The organism is Nocardia sp. FBN12 (assembly GCF_054031145.1).
In genome coordinates, this window is sequence record NZ_CM132926.1 from 820,622 (window position 1) to 832,556 (window position 11,935).

The 11,935-nt window shown below is 67.3% G+C and carries 12 protein-coding genes; 4 read left to right on the forward strand and 8 right to left on the reverse strand.

What is annotated here, in order from left to right:
• Positions 1-64 precede the first annotated feature (64 nt).
• The 3 genes from ACWZHB_RS04200 to ACWZHB_RS04210 form a co-directional block, all read right to left on the reverse strand.
• Positions 65-532, reverse strand: coding sequence for a MarR family winged helix-turn-helix transcriptional regulator (locus tag ACWZHB_RS04200; RefSeq protein ID WP_427906610.1), 468 nt, complete (start codon positions 530-532; stop codon positions 65-67).
• Between the two features lie 164 nt (positions 533-696).
• Positions 697-2,652, reverse strand: a complete 1,956-nt coding sequence (locus ACWZHB_RS04205) for a GMC family oxidoreductase (protein WP_427906611.1) — start codon at positions 2,650-2,652, stop codon at positions 697-699.
• 108 nt (positions 2,653-2,760) lie between these two features.
• Positions 2,761-3,234: a carboxypeptidase-like regulatory domain-containing protein gene (locus ACWZHB_RS04210; protein ID WP_427906612.1), complete on the reverse strand. Its 474-nt coding sequence runs from the start codon at positions 3,232-3,234 to the stop codon at positions 2,761-2,763.
• A gap of 171 nt (positions 3,235-3,405) precedes the next feature.
• Here ACWZHB_RS04210 and msrA point away from each other — a divergent pair, with 171 nt between their 5' ends.
• Both msrA and ACWZHB_RS04220 read left to right on the forward strand, forming a co-directional pair.
• Complete coding sequence (msrA, locus tag ACWZHB_RS04215; RefSeq protein ID WP_427906613.1) at positions 3,406-3,921, forward strand: peptide-methionine (S)-S-oxide reductase MsrA; 516 nt, start codon at positions 3,406-3,408, stop codon at positions 3,919-3,921.
• 134 nt (positions 3,922-4,055) lie between these two features.
• Complete coding sequence (locus tag ACWZHB_RS04220) at positions 4,056-5,072, forward strand: DUF2189 domain-containing protein (RefSeq protein ID WP_427906614.1); 1,017 nt, start codon at positions 4,056-4,058, stop codon at positions 5,070-5,072.
• Between the two features lie 53 nt (positions 5,073-5,125).
• On the opposite strand, the gene ACWZHB_RS04225 is transcribed toward ACWZHB_RS04220, so the two are convergent.
• On the reverse strand, positions 5,126-5,374 hold the full coding sequence (locus tag ACWZHB_RS04225) for a hypothetical protein (protein WP_427906615.1): 249 nt from the start codon (positions 5,372-5,374) through the stop codon (positions 5,126-5,128).
• Between the two features lie 115 nt (positions 5,375-5,489).
• Between ACWZHB_RS04225 and ACWZHB_RS04230 the strand changes: the two genes are divergently transcribed.
• Complete coding sequence (locus tag ACWZHB_RS04230) at positions 5,490-6,524, forward strand: glycoside hydrolase family 18 protein (protein ID WP_427906616.1); 1,035 nt, start codon at positions 5,490-5,492, stop codon at positions 6,522-6,524.
• Positions 6,525-6,548: 24 nt separating this feature from the next.
• On the opposite strand, the gene ACWZHB_RS04235 is transcribed toward ACWZHB_RS04230, so the two are convergent.
• Together ACWZHB_RS04235 and ACWZHB_RS04240 are read right to left on the reverse strand one after the other, a co-directional pair.
• Positions 6,549-7,205, reverse strand: a complete 657-nt coding sequence (locus tag ACWZHB_RS04235) for a nucleotidyltransferase domain-containing protein (protein WP_427906617.1) — start codon at positions 7,203-7,205, stop codon at positions 6,549-6,551.
• 105 nt (positions 7,206-7,310) lie between these two features.
• Positions 7,311-8,186, reverse strand: a complete 876-nt coding sequence (locus ACWZHB_RS04240; RefSeq protein ID WP_427906618.1) for a pentapeptide repeat-containing protein — start codon at positions 8,184-8,186, stop codon at positions 7,311-7,313.
• A 46-nt stretch (positions 8,187-8,232) separates the two neighbouring features.
• Between ACWZHB_RS04240 and ACWZHB_RS04245 the strand changes: the two genes are divergently transcribed.
• Positions 8,233-10,206 carry a hypothetical protein gene (locus ACWZHB_RS04245; RefSeq protein WP_427906619.1) on the forward strand — a complete coding sequence of 658 codons (1,974 nt, stop codon included), beginning with the start codon at positions 8,233-8,235 and terminating at the stop codon, positions 10,204-10,206.
• Between the two features lie 24 nt (positions 10,207-10,230).
• On the opposite strand, the gene ACWZHB_RS04250 is transcribed toward ACWZHB_RS04245, so the two are convergent.
• Together ACWZHB_RS04250 and ACWZHB_RS04255 are read right to left on the reverse strand one after the other, a co-directional pair.
• Entirely contained in the window at positions 10,231-11,511 is a 1,281-nt protein-coding gene (locus ACWZHB_RS04250; protein WP_427906620.1) for a hypothetical protein, read from the reverse strand.
• Positions 11,486-11,935 carry a hypothetical protein gene (locus ACWZHB_RS04255; RefSeq protein WP_427906621.1) on the reverse strand — a complete coding sequence of 150 codons (450 nt, stop codon included), beginning with the start codon at positions 11,933-11,935 and terminating at the stop codon, positions 11,486-11,488. Before ACWZHB_RS04255 ends, ACWZHB_RS04250 begins: the two co-directional genes overlap by 26 nt.

Here is an 11,935-nt window from a genome sequence, read left to right on the forward strand (position 1 = left end):
GTACAGTACACATCGCTGCGCGCGCAGAGTTCAGCGCGCAATCGTGATGTAGGTCGCAGTGCCGCTAGTGATCCGCGGGCATCGTCGCCAGCGGCCGTGGCCAGTACTCGCCGGACCGGCGTTCGATATCGGTGTTGAATCGTCGCAGGTAGCCGACGAATGCGGCGACATCCTCGGCAGGCCAGTCCGCGAGGATCGAATCCAGTGCGTTGACGATCAGCGCCCGTTCGGCATTCAACCGGCGCTCACCTTTGACGGTGACCCGAAACTTCCGCGCCATCCCGCCCTCGGGATCCGGAATGCGCTCGACCACGCCGGCCCGCATCATGGCCGCGGTCTGCCGATTGAGGGTCGAGGCATCCAAACCCAGTGCGGCACTGAGCTCCCCGATCGACATCAGGCCACCCATCCGCAGCCGGCTGAGCAAGATGTAGGCACTGCGGTCCATGGCGTCGGCGCCACGGCGCGATCGCAGGCTGTGGCGGCCGAGGAGCATGGTCTCGAATTCGACCAACTGCGTCGCCTTGTCCATCTCAGCCCTTTCCGCGAATTCGCGCTGGTCCGGCCGTTGGCGGACCTACCGCATGTGTAGCAACCATATTACGTGTCCGCTACATATCGGGGACCGCATCACCCAGTCGCCCAGCGTAGCGGCGCACCCGTTGCGGCCATCCGGGTGCGCCGACGACATCGGTCTCAACTCAGCCGGGCCGCGAGTCGTTTCGCGTTCATATAGCCGATGGCCTCGATGGTGACCATCGGGTTGACACCCGGCGCGGTGGGGAACGTGGAGCCGTCGGCGACCACGATGTTGGGGACGTCCCAGGTGGCGCCGTCGGGATCGGTGGCCGAGACGTCCGCCGAGCCGCCCATGCGGGCCGAGCCCATGATGTGCAGGGCGCCCAGCGAGCAGTGGCCGGGGCCGTAGCCCGCCTTCTTGGCTGCCGCGTCGAATTCGGCGAGCGAGCCGCGGGTGCCGGGTTCGAAGGAGATGCCCGCCTGGTGCCCGGAGTAGATCCGTTGCGCGCCCGCGGCTTCCAGGATGGAGGCGGCGCCGACGATGCCGGTGTGCAGGTGCGCGGCGTCGTAGGCCGACAGCTGGTATTTCACCACCGGTTCGCCGGACTTGTCGATCGAGACGCTGCCGGGGTCGCGGTCGCGGGTGATGATGCCGATCGAGTTCGTGCGGGCGAAATCGAGCATGGTGGCGCGATGTTGCGCCGCGCCGCGCCAGCTCATGAAGCCGGTGGCCAGGCCGGGGTGGATCGGGCCGGTCTCGTAGATCACGCCGTAGCCGTTACCGTCGAGATCGGCGTGGTGCCTGCTGATGCGCCCCTGCAACGCGCCTTCCCATGGCCGGATCTCGTCTTCGAACACACCGAAGACCGCCGCGGCGGGATGCAGGCGCAGATGCTGTCCGATGTTCTTGTTCCGCAGGCCGGATCGGCGCAACAGCGCCGGCGTCTGGATCGCGCCCGCGGCGACCACGACCGCTTTGGCGCGCACCGTGATCTCCACTCCGTCGGCCGTGACGGCCGAAACCGATTCGGCGCGACCGGATTTCACGGTGATCGCGCGAACGTCGGCGTCGACCACCAGGCGGGCGCCGTGCTCGGCCGCGTCGGCGAGCCAGGTCTTGGTCGCCGACTGCTTGGCGCCGAGACGGCAGCCGTAACCGCATCGCCCGCACTCCACCCCGGCATCGCAGGCGTCGCTGACATTGCGCGGCAGGGTGTCCACATCCCAGCCCAGCGCCCGCGCGCCGCGTTCGAGAATGCCGTCGCGCGCCGACAGCGGCGATTTTCCGTCGGTGACGCCGATCCGTTTCCCGACCGCGGCCAGCGCGTCGCTGAACTCGTCCTCGGCGAACTGCGGCACGCCGGTCTCGGCCCATTCGGCGCGAACCGGGTCGGGGGTCGGCAGCGAGGTGCTCCAGTTCACCACCGTGCCGCCGCCGAGGCAGGTACCGGCGACGAGGGTGATCTGGCCCTCCGCCGATGCCGCGGGGCCGGGTGCGTACAGGCTGGTCAGCGCGTCGAGTTCGCCGCCGCCGAAATCCTGGTCGTCGTAATAGTTCCCGCGTTCGAGCACGATCACGTCGAGGCCTGCTTCGGCCAGCACCGCCGCCGCCGCGCCACCACCGGCGCCGGAGCCGACCACCACGACATCGCAGTCGAGCGCCGTGGATTCGGTGAACCGCAGCGGCGACAGCGGCGGCTTCGGGGCGGTCTCGAGACGGCCGGCCGGCGCCGGGTAGCCGATCGTCGTCCACAGCGGATTCGTTCCGGTGGGACCGGGGCTCACGTTGTAGGCGAGTAGTGACGCCTGCTTGAGTGCCTGGAAGATCGCCCGCACGGGGGTGAGGCCCGAATCGCCGAGGCGGAGCAGGGCGGCTTCGCGCTGCTCCTGCGAGAGCGTGGAGAACCGGCGCAGGCCGCTGCCGGTGAGCAGGCCGAACGCGCGAGAATCCCACAGCCCCAACAGCATCGCCAGCTGTTTCTGTTCGGCCTCGCGTGGATTGCGGCCCAGGATCCGGAAGATCGTATCGACCGCGCCGATCTCGGTCGCGGCGGGCAGGTCGAGCCCGTCGCCAGGGAGAAACGTATCGCAGATCATGCCCAGCGCGGCTCGCTGTTCGGCTGTCGGTTCCATACGGAAACCACCCCTCTTCACTCTGGGGTGAGTTCTATCACGCGACACGCGGCCGCGCTGGGGGTCAACAGGTTTCGGGCCGGGCGGTGACGCCCGGCCCGAGGCGGATCAGTCGGCCGAATCCACGGTGAACTGGATCGTTTTGAGCGACGGTGTCGACAGATCGACATCGGCCTTGGTCACCGACTTCGTCGCCGAGTCGTTGCGGTAGGCGGTGAGCTGGTAGCGGCCGGGTTGCAGTCCGCGAAAACTCACCTGGCCGTTCGCGCCGGTGGACATGTGCCGGTGGATGTTGTCGCCGCACGCGTCGATGCCGGTGAGGACGACTTTCCCGCCCGCGATCGGGGTGCGGTTCGTCGCGGTGATCAGCACCGCGTCGATCTGACCCGCAGCCGCCGGGGTGGCCGCGCGGATGCCCCGGTCGTTCTGTCGTGCCTGTCGTACTTCTTCGCAGGGCGCCGCGTCCTGCGCGATCGTGTCGTCGGCGCCGGGGTGCGCCCACGCGCCGCCCACCGCCGACCCGACCAGAGCTGTTGCCGCCAATCCGATCGCCAAACACTGGGTAATGACAAACCGTGGCATCGCGCCGTGTTCCTCCTGCTGCTAGCCGGACATGAAAGTGCATGTGGACATTGCTGAGGTAACGCTCGGGCGGCAACAATACTGACGGGAATTCCGGCGCTGAATCCGGTGTTCCATAGAGGCGGTTGTGGCCGATTTGTGCGACCGTTGAGCCCTCATGAAGGAGGACGTGTGAGCGACACTCGTAAGGCGATTCTGGCCGGTGGATGCTTCTGGGGTATGCAGGATCTGATCCGTCGTCAGCCGGGCGTGCTGGCCACCAGGGTCGGGTACACCGGCGGGACCAACGACAACCCGACCTACCGGAATCATCCGGGCCACGCCGAGGCCGTCGAGATCGAATACGACCCGGCGCAGACCGACTACCGCGCGCTGCTCGAGTTCCTGTTCCAGATCCACGATCCGACCACCAAGGATCGCCAGGGCAACGATCTCGGTGACAGTTATCGTTCGGCGATCTTCTATCTCGACGACGATCAGCGCCGCATCGCGCTCGACACCATCGCCGATGTGGACGCCTCCGGGCTGTGGCCGGGCAAGGTCGTCACCGAGGTGACCCCGGCGAGCACGTTCTGGGATGCCGAGCCCGAGCACCAGGATTATCTGATTCGCTACCCCGATGGCTACACCTGCCATTTTCCACGCCCGGGGTGGAAACTCCCGAAGCGCGACACCATCGGCGGGTAACTGTTTCGTACTCCGTCCGCCGCACTGTCGATATGCCATGATCGGCAGTGTCGGCGTGTGCGCAGTGACGTCGGATCGAAATAACTCACGACGGCGGCCCCGGTCGCCGCAGACGATGAGGGGACGCGATTCGAATGACGTATGGACAGCAGCAACCCGGATATCCCGCTCCGGGACCGCAACTCGGCGTCGGTGACGCCCTCGGCTACGGCTGGGAAAAATTCAAGAACAACGCGGTGGTGTGGGTCGGCATCATCCTGATCGCCGCGATCATCCAGGTGGCGATCAGTTTCGTATTCGGATCGTCGGGCTCCGTCGACACCGACGCCGACGGTGCGCTGAGCTTCGGGTTCAGCCTCTGGGGATTCATCGGCAGTGTGGTGAGCACCGTGATCGGGTATCTGATCTCGGCGGCACTCGTGCGCGGCTCCCTTCACGAAGCCGACGGTCGCAAACCAGGATTCGGTGACTTCTTCAAGTTCACCAATGTGGGAGCGGTCATTCTGGCGTGCTTCCTGGTGGGTATCGCCACCGGCATCGGCTTCGTGTTGTGCATTCTGCCGGGCATCATCATCGCCTTCTTCACCTGGTTCACGATGAACTTCGTGCTCGACCGCGATCAGGACGCGATCACCGCGATCAAGTCGAGTTTCTCGGCGATTTCGAGTAATGCCGGGCCGTTGCTGTTGCTGGCACTGGCGCTGTTCGGCATCAATATCGTCGGTGCGCTGCTGTGCGGGCTCGGACTGCTGGTGACGATCCCGGTGTCGGTCATCGCCTCCACCTACGCCTACCGGGTGATCGTCGGTGGACCGGTGGTCGGGGCCGCACCCGTCGCTGATCCGGGGTACCCGCAGCAATACGGCGGGCCCGCAGAGGGATTCGGTGGTCAGCCGGGCTACGGCGGTCAGCCGGGATACGGTCAGCCGGGATACGGCCAGCCGGGTTACGGCGGCCCGGAAGGCGGACAGGGCTACGGCGGACCCGGTTACGGTGGGCCCGGTTACGGTGGGCCCGGCTATGGCGGTCCCGAAGGTGGACAGGGCTACGGCGGGCCGGGTTCCCCCGGTCAGGGCGGCCCGGGCAACCCCGACGGTCCCGATCTGGGCAAGCCCGGCGATCAGGGCTGGGGGCCCGAAGGTAATCGCTGAGCGTTGACCACGAAGGGCGTGCGATGTCGTTCATCGCACGCCCTTCGCGCTGTTCACTCGCAGCCGATGCCGTCCCCGTCGCGGTCGAGGCCGTAGTCGTCGGGTCCGATCACCCGTACCCGGCCGGTGTAGACCGGCCCGTTGCCGCTGCCGCCCTCGCAGTCGACGTCACTGACGATGGGTAGGCAGGGGGAGTAGGAGTCGTGGCAGTCCGATGACTGCGCTCCTGCTACGGCGGGGGTCGCGATCGCCATCGCGAAGACCGCGACGGCAGCGGAACCGAGGGTGAGGACGTATTTCATTGTTCTCCGATCAATCATCTAGCGGCGCACAGTGTTTCATGGGTGGGCGATTTGCCGGAAATCAGCTTGTCGGTACCTGCCGGTAGGATCGGGATTCTTCGAACAAGGGGGATTCATGCGGGGGAAATGGCGGGCGTGGTCGTGGTGGAGGCGGGGTGCGGTGATCGCGCTCGCGCTGGTTGTCGTGGTGTCGCTGCCGGTGGCCGGAGTGGTCACGGCGTTGCTGGTGTACAACGTCGGCGAGCAGTCTGAACAGGCGCGGACCAGGGGTAAGGACGCGGTGTGGCTCGGGCATGCCTGGGTGGACGGGCGTAAGACCGATGCCGATATCGACGGGTTGGCGCGGTTGCTGGCGGGTACCGGGGTGCGGGATCTGTATGTGCACACGGGGCCGCTGGAGCACGACGGGAGTCTGCGCGACGAGCTGGCGCCGCGCGCGCAATGGTTCGTCGACGCGGTGCACGCGCGATTGCCGGGGATCCGGGTGCAGTCGTGGCTGGGTGACATCGTGCAGCCCGAATTCGACGGGCTGGATGTGGAATCGGCGGCCTCGCGCGAGCGAGTGGTGGCGTCGGCGCGGCGGGTGCTGGCCTATGGGTTCGACGGGGTGCACTACGACCTCGAACCGATTCGATCGGGGTCGCCGGGATTTCTCGCGCTGCTCGACGCCACCCGTGCGGTGACCTCGGCGGCGCGCGTCCCGTTGTCGGTGTCGGCACCGGTGATCGATCCGCTGCCGGGTTTGCATTCGGTGGGGTTGGCGATCGCCGATCACGGAAAGTGGTGGAGTCAGGCCTATTTCGCCGAGGTGGCTCGTCGAGTCGATCAGGTGGCGGTGATGTCCTATGACACCGCGATGCCGACACGGGCGCTGTACAGCGGGTATGTGGCGCAGCAGACCGAACTGGCCGCCGAGGTGACGCCGGACGACGTCGACCTGCTGATGGGGGCGCCCGCGTTCTGGGCCGACGATCCGGGTCATCACGGTGCCGCCGAGACGGTGGCCGCCGCGGTGCGGGGGATTCGGCTCGGGCTGACCGAAACCGCGGTGGGCCGGGCGAACTTCGGCGTGGCGTTGTATGTGGATTTCGCTGCGACACCGCAGGATTGGGCCGACTATCGCGGGGATTGGTGTCGGATGGCTGGGTGAGTTCGGCTCATCGGTGGAGGCGAGCTATTCCGTCGGTGGTGAGCCGATCGCGGGCACGCAGATCTCGGTCGACCACGGGTGGCCCGGATGGAGCTGGGTCAGCCACGAGTTCAGGCGGGCAAGTCGGTGCGCCGGAAGCAGCGCGACGATGCGGCGGAAGTCGGCCTCGTCCTTGGGACGGTTGGCTTTTGCCTTGAACAGCAGGACGACCTCGGGAATCAGATAGGGGATGCCGTTGGCCGTGGTGCGGATGAGTTCGGTGTAGGGGAGGGTGATCGTGGGGTCGCGGCGACAGATCCAGGTATCGCCGTCGTGCGGCTCGCGGAAGACGTCGAGATGGAAGGCGCCGGTGAAGGGATCACGCAGCCAGGTCTGGTGGAGTTCTGGGTGATTCGCAGCTCGGGAGTACGGCCAGAGCTTGCCGTCGCCGACGACGTCCCATTCGTATTCGGGGAAGGCATCGGCGATCTGGGGGAAATCTGTTCGGGGGACGGTGATTTCGATGTCATCGTGCGCCCGCGAGATCGCGCCAGCGAACAGATCGAGGGCCCAACCGCCCGCGACAGCCCACGGTGCGCGACAGGTCGCGAGACGGGCGGCCACCACACTCGGGGTCCACGGGTCCCAGCGGCGGGCAGCTTCGGTTGCGGTGATCGGACGTCCCCCGTCCGGCGAGCTCATCTGTCCATCCTCGGTACCCATCGCTCGCGGCGCAAGGCTGTTGTGGGCGATGGTGATCGAGGTGAGACGCGTTTGTGAAGAAGCAGCCGCCGGGTGTTGCTCAGGTCACGCGTCGGGTAGCGCGGCGGCCGGGGTCTGCGTGTCCGCGGGGGAGGACCCGAGCCCGATCGCCTCGCCGGCAGCTAGACCGCGGCGTGCGGCCGCGGGTAGATCGGCGCCGGTGAAGACCGCGCCGGTCACGTCGGCGCCCGCGAGCCGTGCGCCGGACAGCTGGGCGTCGTTGAGGCGGGCGCCGCGCAGTGACGCCCCGGTGAGGTCGCAGTCGCGCAGGTCCGCGCCGGTGAGATTGGCCGCGGACAGGTCGGCCTCGCGTAGGTCGCCGCCGCGGAGTCGCGCTCCGGTCAGGTCGGCCCGGGACAGCAGTGCTCCGGGGAGCCGAGCGTCACCGAAGTCGGCGGCGGGGAGTCGAACGGCCGTCAGGTCGAGGCCGAGCGTGCGGTGACGGCTGGTGAGCTGACTGCGCAGCACAGCCACGGCATCGACCAGATCGCCTGGAGCGCTGGTGAATTCACCGTTCGCGGTCCGCTGCTGGAGATAGCGGGCCAGTAGTCGACGGCCGCGTTCTCGTTCGCGTGGGGCGTCCTCCATGAGCCGCTGGAGCGCGAAGATGCCGCCGGATCGGGTGACCGGGTCGTCGGCCGCGAGATGGGCGACGGCGGTACTGAATCGATCGATGTCCTGTTTGTCTCTGTCCAGCAGGAACTTTCGGGCCGTATAGAGCAGCGCTACCAGGGCGATCGGGGTCCCGATCAACGCGGCGAACTGGGTGCGCAGCGCGGCGGTGGCGTCGAGGCGGTCCTTGGGTCCCAGTTCGCGGAACCTGTCCTCGGCAAGCAGGTTCGGTAACCGGTAGATCAGGTACAGGAGTACGGCCGCACCGGCGATGACACCGATGGCCAGGAGGACGGCGCGTATTCTCATCGATTCGCACTGTACTATCCAGACACGTCGCTGGGGGTGGGAGAGAATGTCGAATTTCGTACTGCCGGAACGTGTTCGCCCCTTCGTCAACCATGAACGACTGATGGCGACGGTGACCGAGTCGGTGCTCGCGGGCGGTCCGGGGAATCGGACGGTGGTACTGGCGGGCGAACCCGGCATCGGGAAGACCGCGTTCGGTATCGAACTGGCCCACCGGATGCGCCAGTACTACGCGGACGGCGAGCTCTACCTGGCTTTCGGCGGGACCGAACAGCCCGACCACCCCGACGACGTACTCGGCCTCGCGTTGCGCGGACTCGGTGAGTCGGCAGACGACATTCCCACCCGGCGTGGTGCGCGCGAGGCGCGCTACCGTGCGCTGACCCGGAATCGGTCGATGGTGGTGTTCCTGGACGGGGTGGTCACCGAGCAGCAGGTCAGGGCCTTGCTGCCGGGCGAGGGATCGTCGCTGGTGGTGGTGACCGAAGCACGTCCCGCTGCGCCGGTCGACGCGACGGGAATGGAACTGTTCGTGGTCGAGCGAATGGACGAGATCGCCGCGCGGCAATTGCTCGAATCGATCGCTGATTCGGCACGGTGCGCCGCCGAACCCGACGCGGTGACCGCACTGATCGCGCTGTGTGACCGGCTGCCGCAGGCACTTCGGATCGTCGCCACGATGGTGTGCCGCGCCGCGAGTCATCGGATCGATCGACCGCTGGCAGACACCGTCGACCGGCTGCGTGACGAGACGCGCAGACGCACCGCCCTGTCGTTGGAGCGGGTGTACGGCGCTGCCTATCGATCACTGCCGGAGCCGACCCGCCGGTGCTACCGCGCGCTCGGTCTGCGCGCGCACGGTGGCAGTGTCAGTGCCGTCTCCTTGGCAGCGGTGCTCGACCTGCCGGAACCCGTGGTGGCCGAACTGTTGATCGAGCTCACCGACATGTACTTGGTCGAGCCGCAATCCGATCGGCGATACCGGGTTCGCGAACTGGTGCGCCGGCACGCGGCCGAGGTCGACGATCGCGCGGCGCCCGACCGCCTTGCCGACGAATATCGGCTCGTCGAGTTCTACGACCGCCAGATCCTCGCCGCCGACACCCTCATCGCGCCCGCCCGGCCGTGGCGCGGCCTGCTACTGGGGGAAAGTGGCGCGGCCAGTGCGCAATTCGACAGTGCCGACCGAGCGCGGGCGTGGTTGTGGCGCGAACGCAACGCGATTCTCGCCGCGGCGGAATTTCTCGAGGACCACGGCGATCAGCACTTTCCGCAGCGGTGGGCGGTGCTGCTGTGGGCGTTCTACGAGAAGGAGAAAATCCTCGACGACCTGCGCGTTCTGCACCGGTGGGGCTTGGCCGCGGCGGCGCGGGCAGGGAGACCGGATGTGGTGAGTCTGCTGCACACCCAGCTCGGTTTCGGCCACGTGTGGGCGGGCGATCTCGAGCTCGCCGCCGCCGAATTCGCCGCGGGGGCCCAGGAAGTGCCGAGGCCGGATCTGGAAGCCAGTGCGGTGGAAGGACTCGGACTGGTCCGGCTCGAGCAGGGACGAGTTACCGAGGCTCGAGATCTGTTGCGTCGCAATGCCGAGCTCGCGGAGCAGATCGCGGATCGGCGCCGGATCCTGCTGGCCACCTTCCATCTGGCGAAAGCCGAGTCACCGCAGGCCGCGCTGGCGCTGCTCGACATCGCCGGGCCTGGCTTCGCCGCGGAGCCCGCGGACGAGGCCGACAACGAGGCCAAGGTGAAGTACTGGCGCGGGCGAAAGCTGGCCGAGCTCGGCGAACTCGACGCCGCGGCAACAGAATTGGAACTGGCGCTGTCGATGATGGTGGCCCGCGGGCGGGGGTTCGATCAGGCCGAGATCGCGGTCGCGCTGGCCGGAATCGCCCTGCGTCGCGGGGAATCGGTCCCGGCTCGTGCGCACCTCGAGCGGGCAGTGGCCGCCTACGACCGGCTCGGGCTCACCTCGTCGGCGCAGCGGGCCCGGGTACTGCTCGATGAGGCGTCCGGTCAGTAGTCGCCGCAGTGCTGGCCCCGCGGATCATGCACCCGACGAGCTATCCGGCCGCGGAACCTCTGATACGTGCACCGTGTGCTCGACGCCGCCGCAGTTGATCTTCCACTCGCCGCTCAGATCCGCCAGTGCGTCGCCGCCGCTGATCCGGCGCTGAGCGACGGACGCGAACACCCGGCAGACTTCGTCGGAGCCGGTGACCGAGAGGAGCGTGCTTCCGTCGCCGAGCAGCCACCCACCGGATTCGTCCGGCGCCGTCGCGAGACGGCAGCCGGGAAGCCCGAGCAGTGTGTCGGCGATCCAGCCCGCGGTGTTCGCTCCGGGCAGCCCGATCATGATGTCGGCCAGGCGAAGCCAGCGGTGGCTGGGCTCGACGACACTCACCGCGAGATGCGCGCCGCGGGGGAGATCCGTCCCGGTGCGCAGGCGCTCGGCGGGGTAGCGCACGACGTCGGCGGCACCACGCCGGGGCGAATTCACCTGTACCAGATGTGATTCGGTGTCGGATAAGGGCGCCGTCGGCAGCGAGACCGCGCACAATTCGGCGGGGATCGTCGGCTCGGATAGCCCCATCGCCTCGTACATCACGGTGCGCAGGATCGACGCGCTCGCATCGGGTCGGGAGGTGGTCAGGTCGGTGATCGCGGTGTAGCGGTCCGCCGTGTGCGCGGCTATCGCTGTGCGAATTTGCTGTGCGAGGTCGCCGTCATGCTCCAATGCCGGTGCGGCGGCGAGGAATCCGGCGATCGGCGAGCCGGGGTCGACGGTGTGGTCGGCTACCGTCGCGAGGAGGGGCGCGATGCCGATCGCGGTGGCGTAGAACGGCACCGAGCCGTGATCACCGACGACAAGATCGGCGGCGAGCACGGCGGCCTTCCATTCGTCGACGTCGTCGAGCACGTGGACACCGGCCCGTGTCGCCGCGGCCTGGTATCTACCGAATTGCCAGGAGGAATGCTCGGCGACGATATTCGGGTGCGGGGCGAGCACGATGCGAAATTCGTCGACCGGGAGGGACTCGGCGATTCTTCGCGGCAAGTCGGGGTGCTTTTCCAGGAGTGAACTCTCGCCCCAAGTGGACGAGATCACTACCAGTTTGCGATGGCTGGGCAGACCGTACGCGCGTCGATAACTCGCGCGCAACGGCAGGCTCGCCGAGAGTTGGTCGAAGCAGATGTCGCCGGCGACGATGATGTTCGACGCCGCGGCGGGGAGGGCGCTGATCAGGCGGTTGCGCTGCTCGATGTGCGACAGGACGATCGCGGTGGGGACGAGTGCGCCGTCACGCGTGAGCCACTCCGCCGACAAACCGAATACCGAATTGTTTCTTTGTTTCTTTGTTTCTTTGTTTCTTTGTTTCTTTGTTCAGATATTTATTGTATCCCATTCCATGGGGGACGACAAAGAGCGGAGCTTCTATTTCGTGGAGCTTTCCGCCATAACTCGCGGAAAGTGCCAAATCGAAAGAGAACCGCCGAGCGTCCCGCCAGCTGATGCAGAACACGCCACGCTGTTCGAGGAATTCCACCGTGCCGCGATCGAAGGCCGATGATCCGGTGCAGGTGAAGGCGATACGCAGCCGGGGGTCCTCGGCGAGGATCGGCAGCGTGTCGAACAGTCGCGTCGCGGCGGTGACGTTGTGCACGACTGCCAGCACCGCCCGTTCGTGGCGAAAAGTGGACCACCGAGCATTGCGTTGCGCGGCGAACTTGGGTCTGACGCTGGGTGACAC